Origin of the sequence: Mesorhizobium sp. M0862 (genome assembly GCF_040319795.1) — a bacterium.
GTDB lineage: Bacteria > Pseudomonadota > Alphaproteobacteria > Rhizobiales > Rhizobiaceae > Mesorhizobium.
Genome location: NZ_JAMYOJ010000006.1, coordinates 198,340 through 223,463, shown reverse-complemented (window position 1 = coordinate 223,463; position 25,124 = coordinate 198,340). Strand labels below are relative to the sequence as shown.

At 63.4% G+C, this 25,124-nt stretch carries 28 protein-coding genes; 17 read left to right on the top strand and 11 right to left on the bottom strand.

Features of this window, described 5'->3' with window-relative positions; all coding sequences use genetic code 11:
* From NKI15_RS11910 to NKI15_RS11880, 7 genes are all read left to right on the top strand, one after another.
* Positions 1 to 1,044, top strand: a complete 1,044-nt coding sequence (locus NKI15_RS11910) for a flagellar hook-associated family protein (protein WP_023683291.1) — start codon at positions 1 to 3, stop codon at positions 1,042 to 1,044.
* A 30-nt stretch (positions 1,045 to 1,074) separates the two neighbouring features.
* Positions 1,075 to 1,422, top strand: a complete 348-nt coding sequence (flaF, locus tag NKI15_RS11905) for a flagellar biosynthesis regulator FlaF (RefSeq protein WP_023671893.1) — start codon at positions 1,075 to 1,077, stop codon at positions 1,420 to 1,422.
* Entirely contained in the window at positions 1,419 to 1,862 is a 444-nt protein-coding gene (flbT, locus tag NKI15_RS11900) for a flagellar biosynthesis repressor FlbT (RefSeq protein WP_023695743.1), read from the top strand. Before flaF ends, flbT begins: the two co-directional genes overlap by 4 nt.
* Positions 1,862 to 2,269, top strand: a complete 408-nt coding sequence (gene flgD / locus NKI15_RS11895) for a flagellar hook assembly protein FlgD (protein ID WP_023671895.1) — start codon at positions 1,862 to 1,864, stop codon at positions 2,267 to 2,269. The genes flbT and flgD overlap by 1 nt, the downstream gene beginning before the upstream one ends.
* Positions 2,270 to 2,293: 24 nt before the next feature.
* Positions 2,294 to 2,560, top strand: a complete 267-nt coding sequence (fliQ, locus tag NKI15_RS11890; RefSeq protein ID WP_023671896.1) for a flagellar biosynthesis protein FliQ — start codon at positions 2,294 to 2,296, stop codon at positions 2,558 to 2,560.
* 71 nt (positions 2,561 to 2,631) lie between these two features.
* A complete protein-coding gene (gene asnB, locus NKI15_RS11885; protein WP_023703980.1) occupies positions 2,632 to 4,500 on the top strand; it encodes an asparagine synthase (glutamine-hydrolyzing) in 1,869 nt (622 codons plus the stop codon).
* Positions 4,501 to 4,723: 223 nt separating this feature from the next.
* Positions 4,724 to 6,367 (top strand): MFS transporter, encoded by a 1,644-nt coding sequence (locus tag NKI15_RS11880; RefSeq protein ID WP_023703981.1) that lies wholly within the window; start codon positions 4,724 to 4,726, stop codon positions 6,365 to 6,367.
* Positions 6,368 to 6,390: 23 nt separating this feature from the next.
* Here NKI15_RS11880 and NKI15_RS11875 read toward each other — a convergent pair whose 3' ends face one another.
* The 9 genes from NKI15_RS11875 to NKI15_RS11835 form a co-directional block, all read right to left on the bottom strand.
* On the bottom strand, positions 6,391 to 6,759 hold the full coding sequence (locus tag NKI15_RS11875; RefSeq protein ID WP_084013515.1) for a cupin domain-containing protein: 369 nt from the start codon (positions 6,757 to 6,759) through the stop codon (positions 6,391 to 6,393).
* A 58-nt stretch (positions 6,760 to 6,817) separates the two neighbouring features.
* A complete protein-coding gene (locus NKI15_RS11870) occupies positions 6,818 to 8,203 on the bottom strand; it encodes an NAD(P)/FAD-dependent oxidoreductase (protein ID WP_023703983.1) in 1,386 nt (461 codons plus the stop codon).
* Between the two features lie 50 nt (positions 8,204 to 8,253).
* The gene (locus NKI15_RS11865) at positions 8,254 to 9,369 is read right to left on the bottom strand and encodes an ABC transporter ATP-binding protein (RefSeq protein WP_023703984.1); all 1,116 of its coding nucleotides are present in this window, start codon (positions 9,367 to 9,369) and stop codon (positions 8,254 to 8,256) included.
* A complete protein-coding gene (locus tag NKI15_RS11860) occupies positions 9,366 to 10,163 on the bottom strand; it encodes an ABC transporter permease (RefSeq protein WP_023703985.1) in 798 nt (265 codons plus the stop codon). Before NKI15_RS11860 ends, NKI15_RS11865 begins: the two co-directional genes overlap by 4 nt.
* Positions 10,163 to 11,035, bottom strand: coding sequence for an ABC transporter permease (locus NKI15_RS11855; RefSeq protein WP_023703986.1), 873 nt, complete (start codon positions 11,033 to 11,035; stop codon positions 10,163 to 10,165). Before NKI15_RS11855 ends, NKI15_RS11860 begins: the two co-directional genes overlap by 1 nt.
* Before the next feature lie 22 nt (positions 11,036 to 11,057).
* The gene (locus tag NKI15_RS11850; protein WP_023703987.1) at positions 11,058 to 12,134 is read right to left on the bottom strand and encodes an extracellular solute-binding protein; all 1,077 of its coding nucleotides are present in this window, start codon (positions 12,132 to 12,134) and stop codon (positions 11,058 to 11,060) included.
* Between the two features lie 37 nt (positions 12,135 to 12,171).
* Entirely contained in the window at positions 12,172 to 12,825 is a 654-nt protein-coding gene (locus NKI15_RS11845; RefSeq protein WP_031195920.1) for a helix-turn-helix domain-containing protein, read from the bottom strand.
* 90 nt (positions 12,826 to 12,915) lie between these two features.
* On the bottom strand, positions 12,916 to 13,257 hold the full coding sequence (locus tag NKI15_RS11840) for a hypothetical protein (protein ID WP_023703989.1): 342 nt from the start codon (positions 13,255 to 13,257) through the stop codon (positions 12,916 to 12,918).
* 448 nt (positions 13,258 to 13,705) lie between these two features.
* On the bottom strand, positions 13,706 to 14,005 hold the full coding sequence (locus NKI15_RS11835) for a putative quinol monooxygenase (protein WP_023703990.1): 300 nt from the start codon (positions 14,003 to 14,005) through the stop codon (positions 13,706 to 13,708).
* A gap of 123 nt (positions 14,006 to 14,128) precedes the next feature.
* Here NKI15_RS11835 and flhA point away from each other — a divergent pair, with 123 nt between their 5' ends.
* The 7 genes from flhA (at position 14,129) to NKI15_RS11800 (ending at position 19,701) form a co-directional block, all read left to right on the top strand.
* Entirely contained in the window at positions 14,129 to 16,216 is a 2,088-nt protein-coding gene (flhA, locus tag NKI15_RS11830) for a flagellar biosynthesis protein FlhA (protein WP_023671908.1), read from the top strand.
* Positions 16,213 to 16,965: a flagellar biosynthetic protein FliR gene (gene fliR / locus NKI15_RS11825; protein WP_023703991.1), complete on the top strand. Its 753-nt coding sequence runs from the start codon at positions 16,213 to 16,215 to the stop codon at positions 16,963 to 16,965. Before flhA ends, fliR begins: the two co-directional genes overlap by 4 nt.
* 1 nt (position 16,966) lies before the next feature.
* Positions 16,967 to 17,350, top strand: coding sequence for a hypothetical protein (locus NKI15_RS11820; protein WP_023703992.1), 384 nt, complete (start codon positions 16,967 to 16,969; stop codon positions 17,348 to 17,350).
* 291 nt (positions 17,351 to 17,641) lie between these two features.
* The gene (locus NKI15_RS11815) at positions 17,642 to 18,214 is read left to right on the top strand and encodes a rod-binding protein (RefSeq protein WP_023747159.1); all 573 of its coding nucleotides are present in this window, start codon (positions 17,642 to 17,644) and stop codon (positions 18,212 to 18,214) included.
* Between the two features lie 13 nt (positions 18,215 to 18,227).
* Positions 18,228 to 18,644: a hypothetical protein gene (locus tag NKI15_RS11810; RefSeq protein WP_023747158.1), complete on the top strand. Its 417-nt coding sequence runs from the start codon at positions 18,228 to 18,230 to the stop codon at positions 18,642 to 18,644.
* A 28-nt stretch (positions 18,645 to 18,672) separates the two neighbouring features.
* Positions 18,673 to 19,221 carry a hypothetical protein gene (locus NKI15_RS11805; protein ID WP_023747157.1) on the top strand — a complete coding sequence of 183 codons (549 nt, stop codon included), beginning with the start codon at positions 18,673 to 18,675 and terminating at the stop codon, positions 19,219 to 19,221.
* 195 nt (positions 19,222 to 19,416) lie between these two features.
* Complete coding sequence (locus tag NKI15_RS11800; protein WP_023714024.1) at positions 19,417 to 19,701, top strand: SCP2 sterol-binding domain-containing protein; 285 nt, start codon at positions 19,417 to 19,419, stop codon at positions 19,699 to 19,701.
* Positions 19,702 to 19,770: 69 nt separating this feature from the next.
* Here the strand turns inward: NKI15_RS11800 and NKI15_RS11795 are convergent, their stop codons facing one another.
* Both NKI15_RS11795 and odc2 read right to left on the bottom strand, forming a co-directional pair.
* The gene (locus NKI15_RS11795; protein ID WP_023747156.1) at positions 19,771 to 20,442 is read right to left on the bottom strand and encodes a GNAT family N-acetyltransferase; all 672 of its coding nucleotides are present in this window, start codon (positions 20,440 to 20,442) and stop codon (positions 19,771 to 19,773) included.
* Positions 20,443 to 20,588: 146 nt separating this feature from the next.
* On the bottom strand, positions 20,589 to 21,722 hold the full coding sequence (gene odc2, locus NKI15_RS11790; protein WP_023747155.1) for an ornithine/lysine decarboxylase: 1,134 nt from the start codon (positions 21,720 to 21,722) through the stop codon (positions 20,589 to 20,591).
* Between the two features lie 539 nt (positions 21,723 to 22,261).
* Between odc2 and NKI15_RS11785 the strand changes: the two genes are divergently transcribed.
* The 3 genes from NKI15_RS11785 to NKI15_RS11775 all read left to right on the top strand — a co-directional run bounded on the left by NKI15_RS11785 (position 22,262) and on the right by NKI15_RS11775 (position 25,121).
* The gene (locus tag NKI15_RS11785) at positions 22,262 to 23,461 is read left to right on the top strand and encodes an amidase (RefSeq protein ID WP_023747154.1); all 1,200 of its coding nucleotides are present in this window, start codon (positions 22,262 to 22,264) and stop codon (positions 23,459 to 23,461) included.
* Positions 23,462 to 23,463: 2 nt separating this feature from the next.
* On the top strand, positions 23,464 to 24,363 hold the full coding sequence (locus NKI15_RS11780; RefSeq protein WP_352514048.1) for a LysR family transcriptional regulator: 900 nt from the start codon (positions 23,464 to 23,466) through the stop codon (positions 24,361 to 24,363).
* A gap of 89 nt (positions 24,364 to 24,452) precedes the next feature.
* Entirely contained in the window at positions 24,453 to 25,121 is a 669-nt protein-coding gene (locus NKI15_RS11775) for a DUF1007 family protein (protein WP_023671926.1), read from the top strand.
* Positions 25,122 to 25,124 lie beyond the last annotated feature (3 nt).

The window sequence follows — 25,124 nt, the reverse complement described above, 5'->3', positions numbered from 1 at the left end:
ATGAAAGCCACATCCGTCTCCTCAGCCGCTCTCTCCAACGCCGCGCGCTATCAGCAGATGCGCATGCAGGGCGAACTGGTCAAAGCCACTAAGGAATCGACGACCGGCACCGTCGCCGATGTCGGTCTGGCGCTCGGCGCGCGCACCTCGCAGGCGGTCACCTTCTCGCGCGACCTCGACCGGTTGAACGTCATCATCGATTCCAATTCGCTGGTCACCGCTCGGCTGTCCTCGACGCAGGCTGCGCTTGGCCAGCTTTCCGACACTGCGCAGAATTTGCTGACCGCACTGACCGCCGCCGGCAATTCCTCGAGCACCATCACGCAGCAAGCCGGCAAGGCCGCCGTGCAGCAGATGACCTCTATCCTCAATGCCAGCGTCAACGGCGAATATCTGTTTGCCGGCACCAACACCGACGTCAAGCCGATCGACGATTTCACCGCCGCCGGCTCGCCGGCCAAGGCGGCGTTCGACGCTTCCTTCTCGTCGTATTTCGGCTTCACGCAGACCGATCCGCTCGCCGCCAACATCACCGCCGCCCAGATGGACGGCTTCATCACCAGCAATGTCGTGCCGCAGTTCATGGGCGCCGGCTGGCAGGCCAACTGGTCGAACGCCACCGACCAGCAGATCGTCAGCCGCATTTCGCTGGGCGAAACCACCCAGACCTCGGCCAGCGCCAATGAAGACAGCATCCGCAAGCTCGCCATGGCTTCCGCCCTGGTCACCGGCCTGCTCTCCGGCAACATCAGCCAGGCGGCGAAGACCACCGTCGTCGGTCGCGCCCAGGCGATGGTCGGCGAGGCGCTGGGCGGACTCGGCCAGTTGCAGGCCGAGACCGGCCTTGCCGAGAAGCGTGTTTCCGACGCGAGCGACCGCATGAAGACGCAGGTCGACCTGTTCGAGCGCCATATCCTCGATCTGGAGGGCGTCGATCCGGCCGAGGCCGCCACCCGCGTCGCGGATCTGACGCAGCATATCGAGACGTCCTTCGCGCTGACCGCGCGCCTGCAGCAGATGAGCCTGCTGAACTACCTGACCTGACAATCTCAACCGCAACGGTAGAGCCAAACGATGTACCAATTCTCCTACGCCGACATCCAGACCGACTCCGTTGCCGATGCGAAAGATCGCGAGCGGCAGCTTTTGACCCGCTCGATCGAAATGCTGGCGGCGGCGGCGGCGGTCGGCCACACCTCGATGGAGGCGGTCGAAGCGCTGCACTTCACCAACCGGGTCTGGACCACCTTCGTCGAGGATCTCGGTTCCAGCGACAATGTCCTGCCCAAGGAACTGCGCGCCAACCTCATCTCCATCGGCCTGTGGCTGCTGCGCGAGGCCGAGGACATCCGCCAGGGCCGCACCGACAATTTCGAAGGGCTGATCGAAGTGTCCCAGATCATTCGGGACGGCATTCAATGACCAACACGCTGAAGATATCGCTGAAGCCGAACGAGAAGATCTACATCAACGGCGCCGTCATCCGCGTCGACCGCAAGGTCACCGTCGAGCTAATGAACGACGTACAGTTCCTGCTCGAGAACCATGTCATCCAGGCCGACGATGCCTCGACGCCGCTCAAGCAGCTCTATTTCATCCTGCAGGTGATGCTGATGAACCCGGCCGGCGCCATCGAGGCGCGCGCCATGTTCCGCCGCTCGCTGCCCTTGCTTTTGGCAAGCTTCGAGGATGAGCAGATCAGTGGCGCGCTGAAGCAGATCGACCGCATGGTCGGCGAAGACCATATCTATGAAGCGCTGAAGGCTATCCGCGCGCTTTATCCGCTCGAACGTCGCGCACTTGGCGGCAATGACGATGTTCTGGGTGCGAAGCGCCCGCTGGCCGTGGGAGCACAATACTGATGAATGTGGACATGACGACGACGATCCCCACGGGCGCCAACCAGGGCACCCAGCAGACGTCGAAGACAGCGGTCGACTACCAGTCGTTCCTGAAGCTGTTGATCGCCGAGATGAAGAACCAGGATCCGACGAAACCGATGGATTCGACACAGTATGTCGCCCAGCTCGCCACCTTCTCGCAGGTAGAGCAATCGGTGCAGACCAACACCAAGCTCGACCAGATCATGCAGTCCTCGGCGCTGTCGCAGGCCGATGCCTTGATCGGCCGCTCGATCACCTCGGCCGACGGCAAGACGACCGGCGTCGTGGCCTCGGTCAAGCTTGCAAGCAACGGCGTGATCGCCGTGCTGCAGAACGGCACCGAAGTGCCGGTCGGCGCGGGCGTTTCGATAAAGCCGGCCAGCTAGACAGTTCCATAGAGGCGCGCTCACATGAACGAGGCCGACGCCCTAGACATCGTCCAGTACGCGGTATGGACGGTGCTTGTTGCTTCCGCGCCGGTGGTGCTGGTCGCCATGGTGGTCGGCATCGGCATTGCCCTGATCCAGGCCCTGACCCAGATCCAGGAAATCACCCTGACCTTCGTGCCCAAGATCGTCGCCATCATGCTGGTCGTGGCGCTGACCGGTCCGTTCATCGGCAGCCAGATCTCGGCCTTCACCAACGTCATCTTCGAGCGCATTGAAAACGGGTTCTAGGCAGCGCTTGCAGGCGGCTGTGTTCCGGCTAGATTGCAGGCCATGACTCAGGCAGAACTCACCGGCAGGCCATGTGCGGAATAGCCGGCGTCTGGCGCAAACGAAACCCGATCGACGCCAACGACCTGTCGGATGTCGCCAGCATGATGCAGGCGCTGGTACATCGCGGCCCCGACGATCATGACAGCTGGCACAACAATCGGCTGGCCCTCGGTCACCGCCGACTGACCATCATCGATCCCTCGCCCGCCGCCCGTGAGCCGATGCTGACTTCTTCCGGCGATGGCGTTCTCGTCTACAATGGCGAGGTCTACAATTACCGCTCGTTGCGCGAAACGCTGCAGGCGCAAGGCGTCGTCTTTCGAACCATCTGCGATGCCGAAGTGGTTCTCGAAGCCTTGCATCACTGGGGTCCCGAAAAAGCCGTGCCGCTGTTCGACGGGATGTTTTCCTTCGCCTATTTCGACGCTCGCAGCAGTGCGCTGTGGCTTGCGCGTGACCGTCTTGGAATCAAGCCGATGTCGGTGGCCGACACGCCGGAGCGAATCCTGTTCGCCTCGGAGGACAAGGCGATCCTCGCCTGCGACGGTTTTCCGCGCGACATCGACAGCCGCGAGATCACCTTGCGGCTTGCCTGGCAGAGCCGCGATTCCAGCTACAGCCTGTTCGACCGCATCGAGCGCCTGCCGCCCGCCGGCCTGTGGAAGATCACCGATGGCGTTATCGAGAAGCGCCGCTTCTGGCATGTGCTGGACGTGCTGGAGACCGCGCGCATTACCGGCGATGCATCCGCTGATGCTGAACACATGGCGACGCTCGAGGCGTTGCTCAAGGACAGCGTCGGACTTCACTGCATCGCCGATACCAGCGTTGCCACCGCCTGCAGCAGCGGTGTCGATTCCGGCCTGATAACGGCGCTGGCAAGGCGGTTCAGGCCGGAAGTCCACGGTTATGTCGTCGACCCGCAGCTCGGCAACAGCGAGGCCGAAGACGCCGAACGCACCGGCCGCCATGTCGGCGTGCCCTTGCGCCGGGTGCAGGTCGACAGGAACCGGTTTTTCGAACTTTGGCCAAGGGTAATCTGGCATCTTGAAAGCGATGGCTGGCACGCCAGCCATGTCGCGCTGCTGGCGCTTGCCGAACAATGCCGGGCCGATGGCGTCAAGGTGCTGCTCACCGGCGAAGGCGCAGACGAATTGTTTGGCGGCTACCCATTGCAGGCCTTGAGCATGAAGAAGTGGCGTTCCTGGTCGTGGCCCCGGCGCCTGGTCCATTCGAAGCGCTCGCTCGACCGGAGATTCGAGCAACAGCGTCATGCCCCCTACAAGGTCTCGGCTGGAAGCCACTCACAAATGGATCGCAGCATGGTCCTGCGTGCTTTGTCGCCGGAGCTGAATTTCCTGCAAACCGAGATCTTCGACCGGCTGGAGCCGGTGACGCCGCCCGCGGATCGCGCCTTTCTCGGTAGTTGCCTCTACGACCTCTATTCGCATCTGCAGGACATACTGCACCGGCACGACCGGCTGAGCATGGCGGCGTCCGTGGAACTGCGGGTCCCGTTCCTGGAAAACCGGCTGATCGACTTCGCCATCCATTTGCCGAGGCGGCAGAAATACCGCGACAAAACAGGAAAATGGCTTTTGCGAAAGATCGCTGAAAAGCACATTCCGCGCCAGAACGTCCAGGCGCGCAAGATCGGCTTCGAAATGTCGTCGCAATTCTCTGCCGGCACGGAGACTTTGCTGCGCGGCGGTTTCCTGCGCGATGCCATGAAATGGCCCGCCGCGAATGTGGAGGACATGGTCCAGCTCGCGCGGCGCGAGCAACCGTCCAGGCTGCGGCTTGTCGGCATGGAGCTTTTCCTGCGCCTTCACGCCGGCGGCGAGACGCCAAGCACGCTGGCCGAAGCCTTGCATGCCGCTGCCCGGGACAGAAGCTGACTTCGCGCGCGGCCGACAGCCCCGCGCAGTGGACCAATGAGAACATCGCTCTGGGTAGCGGACCCTTCCCGGCTGACGTATTTTCGCCTTGCTATCCTGTTGTTGGACCATGATCTTTTTCGAAGACGCGTTCGCCCTTTTGGATGTCGTGCTCTATTTCAAACGGATGCCATGATTGTCGTCCCGGCGGACGAAACCAGCACGTGAAGGTGGGACAGGTCCAATGATCGATGACGAGCCGGACAGCGAACGCGTCTCGGCGCTGGCGCCGTTCCGGCACGGCATCTTCCGCGCCGTCTGGTCGGCCAGCCTGGTGTCGAATTTCGGTGGCCTGATCCAGGGCGTCGGCGCCGCCTGGATGATGACCACCATCGCCACGTCGCCCTATCAGGTGGCGCTGGTCCAGGCCTCGGCCACTCTGCCGATCATGCTGTTTGCACTCGTCGCCGGCGCCATCGCCGACAGCTTCAACCGGCGCAAGGTGATGCTGATCGCCCAAATCTTCATGCTGGTCGTCTCTGCACTTCTAACGCTGTTCACCTGGAACGGCTGGATGACGCCGTGGACGCTGCTTGCCTTCACCTTCCTGATCGACTGCGGCACGGCGCTCAACAACCCGTCCTGGCAGGCATCGGTCGGCGACATGGTGCCGCGCAACAAGCTGCCGGCCGCGGTTGCACTCAATTCACTGGGCTTCAACCTGACACGCAGCGTCGGCCCGGCGATCGGCGGCATCATCGTTGCCGCCGCTGGTGCGGCTGCTGCGTTCGCCGCGAATGCGCTGAGCTATATAGGTCTCATCATCGTGCTATTCCGCTGGAAGCCGGAGCTGCCGGTCTCGACGCTACCGCGCGAGACGCTGGGCGCCGCCATGGGCGCCGGCCTGCGCTATGTCGCCATGTCGCCCAACATCGGCAAGGTGCTGGTCAGGGGCTCCGCCTTCGGCTTCAGCGCCGGCGCGGTTTTGGCGCTGCTGCCGCTGGTGGCGCGCGACGTCGTCAAGGGCGATGCCTTGACCTACGGCATCATGCTCGGCGCCTTCGGCATCGGCGCCGTCGGCGGCGCGCTGATAAGCGTGCGTCTCAGACAATTGCTATCCAGCGAAACGATGGTGCGGATGGCCTTCGCCGGCTTTGCCGTCTGCGCCTTCAATGCCGCCATCAGCCTCAATGCCTGGCATACTGCGGCGGGTTTGCTCATCGGCGGCGCCTGCTGGGTGATCGCGCTGTCGCATTTCAACGTCACGGTGCAGATGTCGACGCCGCGCTGGGTCGTCGGCCGGGTGCTGTCGGTCTACCAGACGGCGACCTTCGGCGGCATTGCGCTGGGCAGCTGGATCTGGGGCGTCGTTGCCGATGTGCATGGCGCCGAAACCGCGCTGATTGCGGCGGCCATCGCGATGCTTGTTGGCGGCGCCATCGGCCTGTTCCTGCCGCTGCCGCAGCAGACGACTCTCAACCTCGACCCGCTCAACCGCTTCAAGGAGCCGCATCTCGGCCTCGACCTGAAGCCGCGCAGCGGCCCCATCGCCATCATGATAGAGTACATTATCCGCGACGAAGATGTGCCCGAATTCCTCGCCACCATGGCCGAGCGCGGGCGCATCCGCCGCCGCGACGGCGCCCGCAACTGGACGCTGGCTCGGGACCTAGAAAATCCCGCAGTCTGGATCGAACACTACCACACGCCGACCTGGCTGGAATACATCCGCCACAACCGGCGCGCCACCCATGCCGACGCCGTCGTCGGCGAGCGGGTGCGGGCGCTGCACAGCGGCGACGAACCGCCGCGCGTGCGCCGCCTGATCGAGCGCCCGACGACCGCCGGCACCGCGCTGGTCTCGCCGAAGGGGCCTATCGATCACTGAGCTCGCCATAGCCGTAGCGCCGGTCAGCCGGCGCTCTGGATCATGTAGAGCTTGCGCGTGGTCTCGCGTATCAGCCACTCGCCCTTCCAGCCCTGCGGCAGGACGAGGAGATCGCCCGGACCGAGTTCCCGCACCTCGCCATCGATGCGGCTCAGTTCCACGCGCCCCGAAATGATGTGGCAGATCTCCGACGAGTCCGAACGATCGGCGGTGAAGCGGCCGGGCGTGCATTCCCAGATGCCGATGTCGACGGTTCCGTCCGGCGATTGAAAGAACGAGCGCACGGCCTCGACCTGATCCCCTTCAATCGAGGTTGGCTTAGGAGAGAACGCGCCGATCTCGGCCTTGGCGAGATCGTGGAAGGTCGAAAGATCGATCAAGTCTAGCTCCATGGATAAGAGCAATTCCAGGAAAGGTGTCTGCCCCGGAATTGCGTGAGAACAAATGGCTTTAGTGGCCGGTGATGCTGTCGGCCAACGCGGCCAGCTTCGAGGTGCGCGCAAGCCCTGCCGCCTCGCGGCCATCGGCAATGCGATAAAGCTGGTACATCGAATGCACGCCCAGCCAGCGGAAGGGCTCCGGTTCCCATGGCCTGACCTTGCGGTTGACCCAGGGCAGCTTCGTCAGCTCGGTGTTTGCCCCGAGAACAAGGTCAGCCAGCGTGCGCCCCGAAAGGTTGGAGCTGGACACGCCGAGGCCGACATAGCCGCCGGCCCAGCCGATGCGGGTCGCGGGGTCGAGGCCGACCGTGGTGCACCAGTCGCGCGGCACGCCGAGCACGCCGCACCAGGCGTGATCGATGCGGCATCCCTTGGTCTGCGGCAAGAGCGTCGTCAGGATCGTGTGCAGCTGGTCGATCGTGGCCTGCTGCGTCTGGCCGTTGACGTCGGTGCGCGAGCCGTAGCGATAAGGCACGCCGCGTCCGCCCATCGTGATGCGTCCCTCACGCGTGCGCTGGGCATAGCAATAGGCATGCGCCGCATTGCCGAGCAGTTCGTGCCCTTCCCAACCGATGTCGCGCCACAGGTCGGCAGGCAGCGGCTCAGTCACGATCTGCGCGCTGTTGAGCGCCAGCCAGGTCCGCTCCTCGCCGGGGATGCCTGATGTAAAACCCTCGGTCGCGCGGATGATCGTCTCCGCCTGCACCGTACCGTGGTCTGTCGTCACGCTGCCCTTGGCGATGCTTGTCACCGTAGTCTTCTCATAGATCGGCACGCCCAGCCGCTCGACGGCATCGGCAAGCCCACGCACCAGCTTGGCCGGCTGCACCCGCGCCTGGCCATGGACGACGAAGCCGCCCATGACGTTACGGATGTTGATGCGCGTGCGCGTTGAGGCGGCGTCCAGCATCTCGACGCGGTTCGGGTCGACATCCCAGGAACGGATCGTCTCGCATTCTTCGCGCACGCGCTCCAACTGCGCTGCGTTGGTGGCCACCGTCAGATTGTCGACGCGGCGAATGTCGGCGTCGATGCCTTCCTCGGTCGCGACGCGGATCACTTCGTCAACGCAGCCTGCCATCGCAGCCTGCATCGCCATCACGCCTTGCCGGCTCGATGTCTTGAGATATTTTTCGCGCGACCAGCTGAAGCCGCCCGACAGCCAGCCGCCATTGCGCCCCGAAGCGCCGAAGCCGGCAAATTCGCGCTCGACGATCACGACGCGCAGCGATGGCTTCGCCTTTTTCAGATAGTAGGCGGTCCACAGGCCGGTATAGCCGGCGCCGACAATGGCGACATCGGCCTCGATGTTTCCAGGCAAGGGCGGGCGCGGAACGGGAACCGCCCCCAGATCCGCATACCAGAACGATATGTCGCCGTTGCGCTTGGCTTGCATGGAATGACTTTCAGATGGGATCAGGCCAGATGGGATCAGGCGAGATGGAATCAGGTGAGTGTGGTGTCGGCGCTTGCGTCGTCCGCCAGCAGCTTGGCGTCGCTGCCTTCGAAGCAGAGCTCGACCTTGTCGCCGAGGCCAAAACTCTCGCCGGTCAGCGGTGAGCGCACGATCGCGGCCGAGCCGTCGGCGAGCTTGACTTCGTATTTCGATTCCGAGCCGAGATAGATGGCTTCCGCGATCGTTCCCGACAGGCGGTTGGCGCCATTGGCAGCACTTTGGCCGGCTCTTCGGATCGCGAGCTTTTCGGGACGCAGCAGCATCACCGGACTGGCTTCTCCCGACAGCTTACGCGGTACCGTCACCGTCTCGCCGGCGATGCTTAGCGCGGTGCTGTTGCCATCGCTGCGCGCCTTGCCGCGCAGCACGGTGGAATCGCCGATGAAGCGGCCGACGAACAGCGTTGCTGGCTCGTCGTAGAGCTGGCGGCCGGTGCCGACCTGCTCGATGCGCCCGCGGTTGAACACGGCGATACGGTCGGACAGCACGAGCGCCTCTTCCTGGTCGTGCGTGACATAGACGAAGGTGGTGCCGAGTTCGCGATGGATGCGCTTGATCTCGAGCTGCAGCCATTCGCGCAGCTTCTTGTCGAGCGCGCCGAGCGGCTCGTCCATCAGGAGCAGCGGCGGGTCGAAGACGATGGCGCGTGCCAACGCCACGCGCTGCTGCTGGCCGCCCGACAATTCGCTGGGATAGCGATGCGCGAAATCGCCCATCTTGACCATGTCGAGCGCCCTTGCCACGCGTGTCTGCCGCGTCGCCTGGTCGACGCCGCGAAGCGTCAGCGGATAGGCGACGTTGCGGCCGACGCTCATATGCGGGAACAGCGCGTAATGCTGGAAGACGACGCCGATGTTGCGCTTGTGCGCCGGCACGCCGACGACGCTTTTTTCCCCGACCAGAAGCTTGCCGCTGGTGACATCGGTGAAACCGGCAATCACGTTGAGCGTCGTCGTCTTGCCCGAGCCGCTGGGGCCGAGCAGCGTCATGAACTCGCCGGGCTCGATGCGCAGCGACACGCCGTCCAGCGCCTTGAAGCCGCCATAGGCCTTGCTGATCGCTTCGAGATCGATCGCCGCGCCCTTGCTTGTCGGCTTCGGATTCATTGGCGTCCTTTCCGCTCGCGGCCAAGAAGGAGCATGCCGCCGCCGATCAGGATCGTGGTCGCGAAAAGCAGGATCGTGCCGACAGCCGCCACCGTCGGATCGGCGTCGCGCGTGATCGAGGCAAAAATCTGCACCGGCAATGTCTTGAGATAGGGGTTCGTGATGAACAGCGACACGACAATCTCGTCGAACGAGGTGGCGAAAGCGAACAGCAGGCCGGAGAGCACGCCCGGCGCGATCAGCGGCAGCGTCACCGTGCGAAACGTGGTTAGTGCGCCGGCGCCCAGGCTGGCTGCGGCTGTCTCCAGCCGGCGGTCGAACACTTCGAGACTGGCCGAGACCGCGATCAGCACGAAGGGCAGCGCAAGGATGGTGTGGGCCAGCACGAAGCCGAGCAGCGTCCCGACGAGCTGCGTGTCGAGATAGACGGCATAGATGCCGATCGCCAGCACCACGCCCGGCACCACCATCGGCGTCAGCATCAGCATACGCAAAAGGTTCGCCGGCCGCGCCTTCATGCGGTCGAGGCCGAAGGCGGCAAGCGTGCCGAGCACCGTTGCCAGGACGGCAACGATGAAGGCGACTTTCAGCGAGTTCAGGAAGCTGTTCGACCAGTCCGGATTGGTGGCGAAATTCTGGTACCACTGCCAGGAAAAGCCTTGCGGCGGAAACGCCAGCGATTTGTTTTCGTTGAACGACATCGGCACCACGACCAGCGTCGGCGCCACCAGCCATATCGCCACCAGCAGGCAGACGAGCCCGAGAAGAACGCGGGTGAGCGGCTTCATCTCCATCAGCGCCGCCCCGCTTCCCGATGCCTGGACCGCATCACAGGTGCTGCCAGCGCCAGCAGCACGAAGGTGGTGACCAGCAGAACGACGCCCATGGCGCCGCCCCTGCCCCATTGCAGCAGGCTCAGCACCTGCGTCTGCACCAGCGTCGACAGCATGGTCGAGCGCGGGCCGCCGAGCAAAGCCGGCGTGATGTAGAAGCCGAGCGACAGGATGAAGACGATGACCGCGCCGGCATAGACGCCGGGCAGCGACAGCGGCAGATAGACGGTGAAGAACGCGCGCGACGGCCGCGCACCGAGGCTTTGCGCCGCACGCATCAGCCTGAGGTCGATGCCTTGCATCACGGAATAGAGCGGCAGGATCATGAACGGCAACAGCACCTGCGCCATGCCGATGACCACGCCGGTCTGGGTGCGGATCAGCTTGACCGCGCCGAACCCGACCGAGCGCAGCAGCGAATTGATGACGCCCGAATCCTGCAGCAGGATCACCCAGGACAGCGTTCGCACCACACCACTCACCCAGAACGGGATCAGCACGCAAAGCACCAGCACCAGCCGGACGCGCGGCCCGACCGCCGTCATCAGATAGGCATAGGGATAGGCCGCGATGACGCAGACCAGCGTCACCCAGGCCGAAATGACAAAGGTCCGCTGCAGCACTGTCAGGTTGACCGGCGCGCCGAAGAACCAGGCATAGTTCTGCAGGCCCCATTCAGGTTCCGACAGGCTGCGCAGCACGATGGTGAGCAGCGGGTAGCCGATCACCGCGACGAGCAGGATGAGCGCCGGCGCCGTGAGCGCGAACGGCCGCCATGCCCGACCCGACCGCGCATGGGCGGCGGGTTGGGCGATGAGTTCGGACGCGCTCACGGCCTGGCTCTCACTTGGCTGTTCAGTTGCCGGCCATCAGCGCCGACCACTTCTCCTGCGCCACCGGGAAGTTCTCGACCCAGAACTTGATGTTCTGCTTGTAACCCTGCTTCTGGCGCTCGGGCGTGTTGGTCAGGAAGGCGGCGACCGACGCATCGACCTTGGGCTGCGCGTCATTGTTGATCGGCGTATAGGAGGTCTGCTGCGCCAGGATCTCCTGCGCCCCCTTGCCGAGATAGGCATTGAGCAGCGCATAAGCCGCATCCGTATCCTTGACGCCGACCGGAATGGTCATCTGGTCCATCACCACCAGCCAGTCCTGCCAGGCCGGCGCATATTTGGCGCCGTTCTTCACCGCCGTCATGGCACGGCCCGTCCACATCATCAGCATGTCGGCCTCGCCGGACTCGGCGAGTTGCTGCGATTCAGCGCCGGTCTTCCAGTAGATCGTGTCGGGGCCGAGCTTGCGGATCACGTCGATGGACTTGTCGATGTCGGCCACCGTCATCGCCTTCGGATCGCCGCCCGACGCCTTCAGCGCCTGCTCCAGCAGGCCACCGGTCGGATCGCCCGAACCATCCAGCGCGCGCACGCCCGGGAATTTTGCCGTGTCGAAGAAATCGGCCCAGCTCTTGGGCGGGTTATCCCCATACTTCTCCTTGTTGTACATCAGTACGACGCCGTAGTTCATGGCCGGCACCGAGCATTCGCCGACCTGGCCCTCCGGAACCTTTGAGACGTCGAGCTTGCTGAAATCGAGCTTCTGGAACAGCTTGCCGCAATAGACGTAGGGCGGCAGGTCGGCGGTGTCGACGACGTCCCAGGTGACGTTGCCGGATTCGACCTGCGCCTGCAGCTTGGCGATCTCGGTCGGCCCGTCATTGAGCAGTGTGACGCCGGATTTCTCGACGAACTCTTTCAGCGCGGCGGCCTGGCCGTCCTGGTAGATGCCGCCATAGGAGACGAGCGTCAGCGTCTTGCCCTTGAGCGAGCCTTCCTTGACCTCACCCGCGACAGGCTTTTCCTGCGCGAACGCTGCGGTTGCCAGAACGCCGAGCGCCAGCACGGCGCCAAGGCCAAGATGTCTTGTTTTCAGCATGATTATTGTTCTCCCATTTGACCCGCATGGATTGAACCTACCTGGCTGCGAGCGGTTTCCAGGCACTATATTGATCGAGTTCGGCGCGCACCGAAGTCGGTGGCGCAATGATCCACATCACCTCGGCTCGGCCACTGCCGATGTTCTCTGAGCGATGTGCTGTCGATGTCGCGTATTCGATGCTGTCGCCCTCTTCCAGCACATGCCTGACATCGCCGAGCGAAACCTCGACGATGCCGCGCAGCACGACGAGCATCTCGTGCGCGTCGCCATGGGTGTAGAGCGCTGGGCCGGTCGAGCCGCCGATTTCGAACTCGCCGACATAGACTTCCATGTCGCTTAAAGGGGGACGCGAGAGCAGCATCTTGCGGCAGCCGTCGCTGGGCGGCAGGCTCGGCCGCTCGCTGCGCAGCAAGACCCCGCGCTGCCCGGCGGCACTATCCTCGAACAGCATCGCCACGCTTACACCCAGCGCCGAGGCCATCTGGTTGAGCGAGGCGGTGCTGGCGCCGGTCAGGCCGCGCTCGAGCTGGCTGATGAAGCTGGCGCTGGTCCCGGTCAGCTCGGCGAGTTCGCGCAGCGAAAGCCGCCGGCCGAGACGCAGGCTCTTCAGCCGCTGGCCCAGCATCTGATGGGCATGCGTCGCCGTCGAGGCGACGCCATTCTTGACCGGAGCCTGGTCGGTGCTCATCCCGTCTTTTTCTCCCACTGAACAATTTGTACAGTGACACTGTACACGTGGCAAGCGCCGAGTAGGGACATTTAAGATGCCGGCCGAGGCCTAGTCTTCGCCCGACAGGTCGCGCCGCGCCTTGTCGAGTTCCTCGGCGTAGCGCCGCATCAGATGGCCCTCGGTCAAAAGCCCGACAACGGCTCGGTTGTCGAAATTCTCGACCACCTCCAGTTCCTCCGCGATGGCGCGCTGGATGGTTTCGGCGGTGGACCGGACGTTCATGGTCGGCACCAGCACCGCATGCCGGAATTTGGCCGGCGCCAGCACCGGCGTCTCACCATCGGACGGATCGCTGTGCAGTTCGGCGACGATCAGCACGCCGACATAATGCCGGCTGCTTGTGCCGCCATTCCGGCGCTGAGGCGCAGTCAGCTTGCCGCCCCGCTTCAATCCCCTGTTAGCCTGTCGAGGTATATGAGCGATCGCTTACGCAATCGACGCAGCTGTGTTATTTTTGCCCGTCTCTATTTCCCTCAAGGAGGAGAAGATGAGTGCGCGGGGATTTTTTTCATTAGCTGTTGGCAGGATTTTTTTGAGCTCGTCTGCGGTGAGCAATTCAAGCATGGATATGCCGGTTAGGTCTGTTGTGTCACACCCGATGTCTCTTTTGGCGGGAGGCAATCCGGAAAACCAAAGCCGGCCGGCAAAGGAATTTATCCAGACTGCACAACAAGATGTTTGCTGTCCTCGCGGCTACCCTTGGTATCGCAATTCGACGAACACCTGCTACGGCAGCTATGAAGACTGCCACGATACCGATGGCGGCGGATGGTCCTGCAGACAGGTCAACGCCTGCTAGACTTTCTTGGGCCAACGCCTTCTTGACTGTGCCCGGTCCTCAGGTCGGCTTCGGCTCGCCGGCCTCATAGAGCATGAGGTTGCGCTCGCCTATGCCGAGCGATGCCCAGCTCGCCCGCCAATCGGCGATGTGAGGCGAGCGGAAATGCGCGTCGAGCGCGGCCCTGTCGCTCCACACCTCGGTTACATGGATGAGCCCGACGTCGAGTACGTCCTGTGCGTAGGAGTATTCGATGCAGCCGGGCTCCGCACGGCTGCCCAGTATCATGAGCCGCATGGCCGGCCTTGCCTCGTCGAGCCGTTCCGCCGGCAAGCGAATGGTGCCGATGATCACCAGCATGATCTCTCTCCTCAAGGCCTCTGTCGTCCCGGCAAGTAACCAGTCCTCCCACCCTCGCGCAAGCTTGACCGGTTAGGCTCGAAGGGCTGTCGCGTGCTCGGCAGGCTTGTGATTGGGGACGACATGGCGGTCAGCGAAAGCTTAGCGACAGGAACAGTGGCCAAGAACGGCCGCGATGTCTTCTTCGCCATCGGCATCGTCATCATCCTGGCCGTGCTATTCCTGCCGATCCCGGCCTTCCTCATCGACATCGGCCTCGCCTTCTCGATCGCACTGTCGGTGCTGATCCTGATGGTGGCGCTGTGGATCCAGCGGCCGCTCGATTTCTCGTCCTTCCCGACCGTGCTGCTGATCGCCACCATGCTACGGCTATCGCTCAACATCGCCACCACGCGCATGATCCTGTCGCACGGCAATGAGGGCACGCACGCCGCCGGCTATGTCATCGCCGGCTTCTCCAAACTTGTGATGGCCAGCGATTTCGTCATCGGCCTGATCGTCTTCATGATCCTGATTGTGGTCAACTTCATCGTCATCACCAAGGGCGCCACCCGTATTGCCGAAGTCGGCGCCCGCTTCACCCTCGACGCCATCCCCGGCAAGCAGATGTCGATCGACGCCGACCTGTCCGCCGGCATGATCGACGACAAGACAGCGCAACTGCGCCGCCGCGAGCTGGAAGAGGAATCCTCCTTCTTCGGCTCGATGGACGGCGCCTCGAAATTCGTCCGCGGCGACGCCATTGCCGGCCTCATCATCACCGCCATCAACATCGTCGGCGGCATCGCCATCGGTTACATCAGGCACGGCATGGGCATGGGCGAAGCCGCCGATGTCTTCATCAAACTGTCGGTCGGCGACGGCCTCGTCACCCAGATCCCGGCGCTTATCGTTTCGCTCGCCGCCGGCCTGCTTGTGTCCAAGGGCGGCACGCGCGGCTCGACCAACCAGGCGGTGTTCGGCCAGCTCGGTGCGCATCCGCGCGCGCTCTATGTCGCGGCCTCGCTGCTCGTCCTGCTCGGCCTGATGCCCGGCCTGCCGTTCTTCCCGTTCTTCACGCTAGCCGCCGGCATGGCCGGCCTTGGCTACGTCATCCCGATGCGCGCCAACCGCGAGGCTGCCGCCGCCGAAGCGATCAAGGATCTGGAGAAGGCGAACAAGGTCGAGGAAGAGAAGAACTCGGTCAAGGCTTCGCTGACCACCGCCGAGATCGAGCTTCTGATCGGCAAACAGCTGTCGACGCGGCTGCTGGTGTCGCATCAGGAACTGGTGTTCCGCATGGCCAAGATGCGCAAGAAATTTGCCACGCAATATGGCTTCGTCGTGCCGGAAGTGCGCGTCGCCGACGATTTCGGCATCCCGCCGAAAAGCTATCAGATCAAGGTCCACGGCACCGTCGTCGCCGAATACCAGATGCGCGTCGGCGAGATCATGGTGCTGCTCGGCAACCGGGATTTGCCCGACGTTCCCGGCGAGGAAATCCGCGAGCCGGCCTTCGGCATGCGCGCCTTCTCGGTGCTCGAAACCTTCGCCGAGGATCTGAAGCGCGAGAACTATACCTTTGCCGACAACATGTCGGTGCTGCTCACCCATTTGTCCGAGGTGATCCGCAACAACCTGCCGCAGCTTCTGTCCTACAAGGACATGAAGGCGCTGCTCGAGCGCCAGGATCCGGAATACCGCAAGCTCGCCGACGAGATCTGCACCTCGCACATCTCCTATCCCGGCCTGCAGGCGGTGCTGAAATTGCTGCTGGCCGAACGCGTATCGATCCGCAACCTGCATTTGATCATCGAGGCTATCGCCGAGATCGCGCCGCATGTGCGCCGCACCGAGCAGATCGTCGAGCATGTCCGCATCCGCATGGCCCAGCAGATCTGCGGCGATCTCTCCGAGGGCGGCATGCTCAAGGTGCTGCGCCTCGGCAACCGCTGGGACCTCGCCTTCCACCAGAGCCTCAAGCGCGACGCCAAGGGCGAGGTGCGCGAATTCGACATCGACCCGCGCCAGCTGGAGGAATTCGGCCAGGACGCGACCAAGGCGATCCGCAAGCATCTCGAGGCCGGCGAGCGTTTTGTCCTCGTCACCGCGCCCGATGCTCGCCCCTATGTGCGCATGATCATCGAGCGCCTGTTCACGACGCTTCCCGTTCTCTCCCATGTCGAAATCGCCAAGGGCGTCGAGATCAAGGTGCTCGGGACGATCTCGTGAACATACTGTCGCAAGGCGTCGTCATCGCCGCCTTCCTCGCCTTCTGTCGCATCGGCGCCTGCTTCATGCTGATGCCGGGCCTGTCCAGCGCCCGCGTGCCGGTCCAGGTCCGGCTGTTCGTGTCGATCGCCGCCACCGGTGGCCTGCTCGCCTTCCTGTGGGACAAGATCTTTCCCTTCGTCGATGCGCGTCCGCAGGTGCTGGCACCGATGATCATTTCGGAACTTTTGGTCGGCGGGCTGATCGGCGCCATGACCAGGCTTTACATGGAAGCGCTGCGCTTCATGGGCTCGGCCATTGCCATGCTGATCGGCTATGGTGGCACCGGCGGCCCGGCGATCGAGGAGCCAGAGCCGCAGGCGGCCCTCGCCGCCATCATCTCGTTTTCAGCGTTGCTGCTGCTCTTCGTCTTCGATTTCGACCACGAGATCATCCGCGCTCTGGTCGCCTCCTACACGGTGGCGCCGGTCAACGCCTTCTTCAATCCCCAGGCCGCCCTGGTCGATCTCACCGACACGGTGTCGGACGCCTTCTTCCTGGTCATCCGGCTCGGCAGCCCATTCATCGCCTATGCCATTCTGGTCAATTTGACGATCGGCTTCGTCAACAAGCTGACGCCGCAGATCCCGGTCTACTTCATCTCGCTGCCTTTCGTCATCGCCGGCGGCATGATCATCTTCTACTTCGCCATCGGCACCATGCTGTCGCTGTTCGTCGACGGCTTTGTCGACCTGACGCTGGCGAGGTGAGATGAGCACGCGCATGGAACGGCTGAAGAAACTGGTCAAGGTGCAGGAGCAGCTGAAGGCCCTGCACGAGACGCGCCATGCGGCCTTCCTGGCGGCGGCCGCAACCGCCGAGACCGAAGCCAGGGAACTTGTCCAGCATTTCGAGGCCGATCAGTCGCTGGCGGTGCTGTTCCCTGACCTCTACCATCGCCGCATCGCCAATGCGCTGGTCCGGCAGGAAGCGAGCCTGGAAAGCGCCAGGCAGGAGATCACGCTCATCGCCACTGCGACGGCGCGCACCAACATGGTCGAGCGCGCCTACAAGGACGTGCGCCGACAGGACGAACGCGAACGCTCCGACCGCGACCGGCTCGATCTGATCGCGCAGAGGCGCGGGCAGGAATAATCGGAAGTTAGAGCCGCGTCACTTGCGGACGGCGTTCGGTTTCGTTCCGTGCGGCGGGCTGTATTGGGTGTACGGCGCCGTGTTCGGCCTCTGCGCCTACGCCACCTACGATCTGACCATGGCGACACCGGCAGCGCCCACCGCAAACGACCAGATCGCATCGACCCAGCCGGACTTGCCGCTGCTGATAGCAATGGCCCAGCATCCGGCGAAGGATTTCAAACCGGCAAGCCTGCCACAAGCTTGTTGCGGCATGGTCGCTCAGGAAACCCGGCAAAGAGGCGGACTTTCTTGGCGATTTCTCCACCCAGCGACATCGTTCTCGATGTTGCCCGAGCCGTCGACCCGACGGATATCGAGGCTGCCCGTGCCGCGCTGGCCAAGCGGGCCAACGGCGTTGGCGGCGCCTTTTTGGTCGACATGGCGGCTTCGGTGGATACCGGCTCGATCTTGTCGCGTGCCACGGCCGACAAGGCCGCGGCAGGCGCCGATCCCGCGGGAAAATTCAAGAAGTTCGAGGCCATGGTCTTGCAGACCTTCATCCAGAACATGCTGCCCAAGGACACAGAGGGCGTCTACGGCAAGGGGCTGGCCGGCGACATGTGGAAATCGCAGCTTGCCGAGCGTGTCGCCGACGTCATGGCCGAGCGCGGAGGGATCGGCATAGCCAAATCGCTGCTCGCCGACCACTACAAGGACGGCAAGCGCACCGTGCCGATCGGCCCGGTGTCAACCGGGCCGCACAAGACCGAGATCGACCAGCAGACCCGGCTGTCCACCTCGCTGGTCGAGGAATTGCAGCGCAAGGCCGCACGGTCGATGACCGGCGACGAGACGACCATCAAAACCGAAATCAAGATCTAGACCAGGATTTTCAATGGCCGATTTTTCAAAATACTCTTCCAACCTGCCGGCGCGTACGTCCGAAGCGCCGATCCCGTTTGCACGGCCGGGCAACATTGCCGCCATCATCGGCCGCATCGAGGAAGCGGTCGAGGAAGAGACGGCCGGTTTGAAGAACGACACCAGCTATGACCTCAAGGCCTCCAACGCCCGCAAGAGCCGCTACCTCTATGAGCTGACCCGCGCCATGAAGGGCGCCAACGAGATCGAATTCCTGGAACAGCATCGCGACAGTCTGGCGCGGCTGCGCCAGAAGCTCGCGAAAAACGAGGCTGCAATCCTCGCCCACCTCAACGCGGTCAACGAAGTCGCCACGCTGTTGAAGAACGCCATTCAGCGCGCCGAAGCCGACGGCACATACTCGGCCGGCGAATTCGGTTGGGCGAGCTGATGATCTCGGCAACAGGCGGGAACAACCGGTGATCAAATTCATCGCCGCCGCGATCTGGATCTGCGCCGCCACGCTTGGCGCGGTGTTCTATTCGTTCCAGGCGGCCGGTGAGCGCGGCGTCGGCGAGACGCCGAAACCGATGCTGGGTGGCCTCGACTACGTCAAGACCGACATCATCTCGGTGCCGCTGATCCGCGATTCCAAGATCGACGGCTATTTCCTCACCAAGCTCGTCTACACGGTCGAGCCGGCCGAGATAAAGAAGATGTCGATCCCGGCCGAAGCGCTGATGACCGATCAGGTCTATTCCTATCTCTACTCCAATCCGCAGATCGACTTCACCAAGAAGGAAACCATCAATCTCGATGCCTTCCGCAAGGCCATACGCGACACCGTCAACGCTCGCGTCGGCGCCGACCTGGTGCATGAAGTGCTGATCGACCAGGTCAACTTCCTGACCAAGGATGAAATCCGCGACAACGCCATGCGCCGCCGCAAGGATCCGGCCACGCCGACCGAACCGGCCCCGGCGGAATCGGCCCAGGCCGAGGCGGCGAAGCCCGCTGCTGAACACTAACCTTCGTCGCAGGGTGAATGTTCTCTGCCGCATTCCTTCCGACTGAAACGAGATGACGCATCGCGCGTTGACGTTTACGTCAACTCGAAGCTATATGCGCCAAGCGACCAGGATCGCGGTACGCGCGAGACAGCGACTTCGGCGGAGGCCGGTCACTGAAGCGCGGCAAAACGCAACGAGACCAGGAGAACAGTCATGAGCGTTCAGGACATTGCCGAGAAGATGAGGTCGCGCGTGGCGAGCGCCGGGTTCGAACATTCCGTGAAGTTCGACACCGGCACCGACGGCGTCATCGTCATCGATGGCGCGACCGTCTCAAACACCGATGCGCCGACCGACTGCACCATCAAGCTGTCGCTCGACGATCTGGATTCGCTGATCGCCGGCGACCTCAATCCGACCATGGCGTTCATGTCCGGCAAGATAAAGGTCGAAGGCGATATGTCGGTCGCCATGGCGCTCAGCCAGCTGATCGGCTGAGCCCTTCGCAAAAACAAAACGCCGCCCTCGCTGAAATGCAAAGGACCGGCGGCGTTTGTTTTTGACCAATCAGGCGGCCAGCGAGAGCCTCTGTGTCTTGAGCTTGCGACCTGCAGCCTTCAGCGTGCCATGCGCGCCGTCGAGCGCACCATCGATCAGTTCCAGCGCGAGCAGGCGGTGCCGCTCGTACGGACCAGGCATGGCTAGCGCGCCAGTCTTCTCCGCCGAAAAGCCGAAGCGACCGTAATAAGGCGCATCGCCGACCAGCAGCACCGCGGCATGGCCGAGACGCGCGGCCTCGGCCAAAGCATGGCGCATCAGCGCCGAGCCGATGCCGGCGTTCTTCAGCGCCGGATCGACGGCGAGCGGTCCGAGCAGAAGTGCTCCCGGGCCGCCCTCGCCCAGACGTACGTCCCACAGCCGCACCGTGCCGGCAACCGCGCCGGCGGCATCCCGCACGACAAAAGCGAGACCTTCGGAAGGCCGGCGCCCACGCCGCAGCTTCTCCGACGATTTCTTGCGCCGCATCGGCCCCATAGCGCGATCGAGCAACGCTTCACGCAATGCAATGTCTGCCGCAGTTTCGGCGACGATGGGAATGGCGCGGGCACTCTCCCCCCTCGAGGGGGAGATGTCGCCGAAGGCGACAGAGGGGGTCGGCACGACCTGACGCGACACCGCGTCGTGGACGAGGGATGCCGGCGCTTCACGCGAGACGACCCCCTCTGGCCTGCCTGCCATCTCCCCGTCAAGGGGGGAGATTCCCACGGCACCATCAATGTAATTTACAATGTCCATTTCCGCGATCCTTCACGAGCGGAGCTTGTTCCAAGGCGAACCCGAGCGGACGCAAACGTCCGCCTGGGGTGATCTGAAGGCCGAAGCCGTCAGATCACGTAGGATCGGAGAGGCTCGAAGCCGTTGAAGGCGACCGCCGAGTAGGTGGTTGTGTAGGCGCCGGTGCCTTCGATCAGCACATCGTCGCCGATGGTCAGCGACAGAGGCAGCGGATACGGCGTCTTCTCGTACATCACGTCGGCCGAATCGCAGGTCGGGCCGGCGAGCACGCAAGGTGCGGTCTCCGAACCGTCATGGCGGGTGACGATCGGATAGCGGATCGCCTCGTCCATCGTCTCGGCCAGACCGCCGAACTTGCCGATGTCGAGGAACACCCAGCGCACATTGTCGTTTTCGGCCTTCTTCGAGATCAGCACGACTTCCGACTTGATGACGCCGGCATTGCCGACCATGCCGCGACCCGGCTCGATGATGGTCTCAGGGATCGCATTGCCGAAATGCTTGCGCAGCGCCGAGAAGATGGCCTGGCCGTAAGCCTGGGCCGCCGGCACATCACGCAGATAGCGCGTCGGGAAACCGCCGCCCATATTGACCATCTTCAGGACGATGCCTTCGTCGGCGAGCGTGGCGAACACCTTCTTGGCGTCGGCCAGCGCACGGTCCCACGCCGTCAGGTCGGTCTGCTGCGAGCCGACATGGAACGACACGCCATAGGGGTCGAGGCCGAGCGTCCTGGCATGGCGCAGCACGTCGACGGCCATCGCAGGCACGCAGCCGAACTTGCGCGACAGCGGCCACTCGGCGCCTTCGCCGTCGGTCAAAACGCGGCAGAACACGCGCGCGCCGGGAGCGACGCGGGCGATCTTGTCGACCTCCTCGACGCAGTCGACGGCAAACAGCCGAATGCCGAGCTGGTAGGCGCGTGCAATGTCACGCTCCTTCTTGATGGTGTTGCCGAAGGAGATGCGGTCCGCCGGCGCACCGGCGTCCATCGCCATCTCGACCTCGGCAACGGAAGCGGTGTCGAAGGACGAGCCCATCGCAGCAAGCAGGCGCAGGATCTCCGGCGCAGGGTTTGCTTTCACCGCATAGTAGATTCTGGAATCGGGCAGCGCCTTCTCGAAGGCACGGAAATTGTCGCGCACGACATCGAGGTCGACGACGAGGCAGGGGCCGGACGGACGTCGGGTGGCGAGGAAGTCGAGGATGCGCTGGGTGGCCATCGGGGTCTCTCCATTAACGCCTTGCGGCGCGCAATAAGGCTGCGGGACGGGCTTTCGGCCTCGCGAACACGCGGTCAAACAAAGGCGGGACGGAAATCCATGGAACCAGCCGGTGGAGACCCCGGAACCATGAAACGCCGTCTCGCGGCGGTGAACCTTGGCCTTGCCCGGCCTCGGTTCGCTTTGTCTGCCTTGGCTTGGATGGGAGACCCGTCCGCACTACCGGCAATGAAGGTGTGCCTCTTCAGTAACCCCGGTCTTTGGACGACCGGCAGAACACCAGAAAGGCCCGCACCGTCGTTGCTTCAAGGTGTCCTCGGGCTGGCGGTTGGCCGCTAGACCGACTGGAGGGGTTAGCTCCAGTTACCTTACCGATTTCCCTCACCATTCGAGGATCGGCGGACACCCACAGGCACGTGCGACTTTGGGCAAGCGCGATATAAGATCGAAAGATTTCACAATCAATAAAAATCGTACTCCAGGTTGTAAAATTTCCGGCATCGAACAATGCTGGGCCTACTATATAGGGATATCGAACGATGCCAGGCACGCACGGCCCGCTCAACGCCCTTCTCGACCTGCGTCGAATGCCGGTGGCCAATGCGGAACTTGGGCCACTGGCCGGGCTGCGCCTGGCTGTGAAGGACATTTACGACGTCGCCGGCTACCGCACCGGTTGCGGCAATCCGGTGAAGTTCGCCGAGTCCCACGCCGCGTCCAGCACGGCACCGGCCGTGCAGATGATTCTCGACGCCGGCGCGCGTTTCATCGGCAAGACGCAGACCGACGAGTTCGCTTTCTCGCTGATGGGCCAGAACGCGCATTTTCCGTTTCCGGTGAACCCGGCCGCTCCCGATCGCGTCACCGGCGGCTCGTCCTCCGGATCGGCGGCGGCGGTGGCCGGCAAGCTTGCCGATATCGCCACCGGCTCCGACACCGGCGGCTCGATCCGCGCCCCGGCGAGCTTTTGCGGATTGATCGGGCTGCGCACCACGCATGGCCGCATTTCGCTCGAAGGCACGATGAAGCTGGCGCCGAGCTTCGACACATTCGGCTGGTTCGCCGACGACATCGAGACCTATGAGACGATCGGCAAGCTGTTGCTTGGCCGCGACCCGCATCAGCATCCGCTCAACCGGCCGCTTTCGATCCGCTGGCTGGACGCTTTCGTGGCCGGCCCCGCCGAGGCAGCCGAATATGCCAGGATGAGAGCGCTGGCCGCCAGTCTTGTCGGTGAGCCGGCGCCGGTAGAGTACAGCTTCGCCTCCTTCCCCGACGAGCTCTACTGGTGCTTTCGCCGCCTCCAGGCCGCCGAGGCCTGGCAGCAGCATGGCGCCTGGATCATTTCGGACGAGCGCGATCTCGGGCCGGGCGTCGAGGAGCGCTTTGGTTTCGGCCGGACAATCGACGAAAAGACCGCGCGGGCCGAGGCGGTGCGCCGCTTGACGTTCCGCTCCGAGCTAGCCGCGCTGCTCGGCCAGGACGGGTTTCTTGTCCTGCCTACCGTTCCAGGCCCCGCACCTCTGGTCAAAAGCGAGCCGCAGCAGCTCCAGGCCTACCGCGAAAGGGCCTTGCATCTTTTGTGCCTTTCGGGTCTTTCAGGCTTTCCGCAAATCACCCTGCCGCTGGGCTCGGTTGACGGCGCCCCTTTCGGCCTCTCGCTGCTCGGTCCTCCCGGCAGCGACATTGCCCTGATACGGCTCGGCCGGCGAATTCTCGATGCGGCACGAAAGGCTTGATGATGGATACACTGACCCGCATGCGCGCCTTCATCGACGTCGTCGAGGCCGAAGGCTTTTCGGCGGCCGCGCGCAAGATCGGTCGCTCCAAGGCGCTGCTGTCGAAATATGTGCGCGAACTCGAAGACGAACTCGGCGCGCTGCTGCTCAACCGCACCACGCGGCAGTTCTCGTTGACTGAGGCCGGCCATACCTATTACAGCCGCGCTTCGGAAATCGTGCGCGAGGTCGACAGCCTAGCCGACGCCGTGCGCGAATCCTCCGGCGACGTGCGCGGCAGGATCAAGATCTCCGCGGCGCGCACCTTCGCCGACGCGCCGATAGGCCAGTCGCTCATCGACTTCGCCAGACAGCATCCCGACATCGTGCTCGACATCCATCTCGACGACCGTTTTGTCGATCTGGTCGAGGAAGGTTTCGATCTTGCCGTGCGCATCTCGCGCCTGGAGAACTCATCGCTGATCGCCCGCCGCCTGGGGCCGTTTTCGATCAAGCTTTGCGCCTCGCCGGAGCTGATCGCCAAGCACGGCAAGCCGACGCGCCCGCAGGATCTCGCCAACTTGCCCTGCATCGTCGACACCAATGGCCGCTCGCTCGCCAACTGGCGCTTCAGGGGCGATGGCGAGGAGTCTGTCAGTGTCAACGTATCGGGTCCGATCGAGGTCAACAGCCCGATGGCCGCGCGAGCCGCCGCCGTGTCCGGTCTGGGCTTCACCATCCTGCCGGATTTCATCGCCGCGCCCGACCTCGCATCCGGGCTGCTGGTGTCGTTGCTCGACGACCGCATCCAGTCGGGCAGCGGCATTTTCGCCGTCTACCCGCACCGTCGCTATCTGCCGGCCAAGGTCCGTGTCTTCGTCGATTTCCTGGTGCAATGGTTCAAGAACCGCGAGAGCGCTTGAGCCGGTCCTGCCGTGCCGCGGTCCCAATTTCGCCCCGTTTCTGGTAACCTCTCGAAATCTCTCCGAGGCCGATGGAACAGCGACCGAGAATGCATCTGAAACGGCACGCAATCATGCTGGCTTCGGCCCTGGCGACGACTTTTGCCTCCGTCGGAGCGGCTGGCGCGCATCCTCATGTCTTCGCCGAGGCCCGCCTCGACGTGATCCTCTCGCCGGATCACCAAAGTGTGAAAGCGCTGCGTCACCTCTGGCGTTTCGATGATCTGTTTTCGAGTACGGTGATGATGGAGTTCGACAAGAACTCCGACCTGAAGCTTGACGACAAGGAGCTGAAGGATGTCGCCGACACAGTTCATGCCTCGCTGGCCGAATTCAACTATTTCCAGCTCGTCACCGTCGACGGCAAGGACGTGCCTATGACGCCGCCACCGCATCTGATGGCCAATTTCGACAACGACCAGTTGATCATCCTGTTCGAATCCGAACCCAAGGTGCCGATCAAGCTCGCCGGCAAGATCGATTTCGGCGTCTACGATCCAACCTTCTACACAGCGATCGACTTCACCGAGGATAGCAACATCACGGTGGAAGGCCTGCCCTCGAACTGCACCAAGAGCGTCATCCGGCCTGATCCAGACGAGGCGATCAAGGAAAACCAGAAGACCCTGACGGACGCGTTCTTCAACGACCCGACAGGCACCGACATGAGCAAGATCTTCGCCACCAAGCTCGAACTGAATTGCCCGCCAGAAGGATAGATC

Excerpts from the sequence above, each read along its gene's own strand:
- NKI15_RS11910 (WP_023683291.1), top strand. The coding sequence starts at position 1 with ATGAAAGCCACATCCGTCTCCTCAGCCGCTCTCTCCAACGCCGCGCGC.
- flaF (WP_023671893.1), top strand. The coding sequence starts at position 1,075 with ATGTACCAATTCTCCTACGCCGACATCCAGACCGACTCCGTTGCCGAT.
- flbT (WP_023695743.1), top strand. The coding sequence starts at position 1,419 with ATGACCAACACGCTGAAGATATCGCTGAAGCCGAACGAGAAGATCTAC.
- flgD (WP_023671895.1), top strand. The coding sequence starts at position 1,862 with ATGAATGTGGACATGACGACGACGATCCCCACGGGCGCCAACCAGGGC.
- fliQ (WP_023671896.1), top strand. The coding sequence starts at position 2,294 with ATGAACGAGGCCGACGCCCTAGACATCGTCCAGTACGCGGTATGGACG.
- asnB (WP_023703980.1), top strand. The coding sequence starts at position 2,632 with ATGTGCGGAATAGCCGGCGTCTGGCGCAAACGAAACCCGATCGACGCC.
- NKI15_RS11880 (WP_023703981.1), top strand. The coding sequence starts at position 4,724 with ATGATCGATGACGAGCCGGACAGCGAACGCGTCTCGGCGCTGGCGCCG.
- NKI15_RS11875 (WP_084013515.1), bottom strand. The coding sequence starts at position 6,759 with ATGGAGCTAGACTTGATCGATCTTTCGACCTTCCACGATCTCGCCAAG.
- NKI15_RS11870 (WP_023703983.1), bottom strand. The coding sequence starts at position 8,203 with ATGCAAGCCAAGCGCAACGGCGACATATCGTTCTGGTATGCGGATCTG.
- NKI15_RS11865 (WP_023703984.1), bottom strand. The coding sequence starts at position 9,369 with ATGAATCCGAAGCCGACAAGCAAGGGCGCGGCGATCGATCTCGAAGCG.
- NKI15_RS11860 (WP_023703985.1), bottom strand. The coding sequence starts at position 10,163 with ATGGAGATGAAGCCGCTCACCCGCGTTCTTCTCGGGCTCGTCTGCCTG.
- NKI15_RS11850 (WP_023703987.1), bottom strand. The coding sequence starts at position 12,134 with ATGCTGAAAACAAGACATCTTGGCCTTGGCGCCGTGCTGGCGCTCGGC.
- NKI15_RS11845 (WP_031195920.1), bottom strand. The coding sequence starts at position 12,825 with ATGAGCACCGACCAGGCTCCGGTCAAGAATGGCGTCGCCTCGACGGCG.
- NKI15_RS11835 (WP_023703990.1), bottom strand. The coding sequence starts at position 14,005 with ATGCTGGTGATCATCGGCACCATTCGCTTGCCGGCGGAACGGCTCGAC.
- flhA (WP_023671908.1), top strand. The coding sequence starts at position 14,129 with ATGGCGGTCAGCGAAAGCTTAGCGACAGGAACAGTGGCCAAGAACGGC.
- NKI15_RS11820 (WP_023703992.1), top strand. The coding sequence starts at position 16,967 with ATGAGCACGCGCATGGAACGGCTGAAGAAACTGGTCAAGGTGCAGGAG.
- NKI15_RS11810 (WP_023747158.1), top strand. The coding sequence starts at position 18,228 with ATGGCCGATTTTTCAAAATACTCTTCCAACCTGCCGGCGCGTACGTCC.
- NKI15_RS11800 (WP_023714024.1), top strand. The coding sequence starts at position 19,417 with ATGAGCGTTCAGGACATTGCCGAGAAGATGAGGTCGCGCGTGGCGAGC.
- NKI15_RS11795 (WP_023747156.1), bottom strand. The coding sequence starts at position 20,442 with ATGGCAGGCAGGCCAGAGGGGGTCGTCTCGCGTGAAGCGCCGGCATCC.
- odc2 (WP_023747155.1), bottom strand. The coding sequence starts at position 21,722 with ATGGCCACCCAGCGCATCCTCGACTTCCTCGCCACCCGACGTCCGTCC.
- NKI15_RS11785 (WP_023747154.1), top strand. The coding sequence starts at position 22,262 with ATGCCAGGCACGCACGGCCCGCTCAACGCCCTTCTCGACCTGCGTCGA.
- NKI15_RS11780 (WP_352514048.1), top strand. The coding sequence starts at position 23,464 with ATGGATACACTGACCCGCATGCGCGCCTTCATCGACGTCGTCGAGGCC.
- NKI15_RS11775 (WP_023671926.1), top strand. The coding sequence starts at position 24,453 with ATGCATCTGAAACGGCACGCAATCATGCTGGCTTCGGCCCTGGCGACG.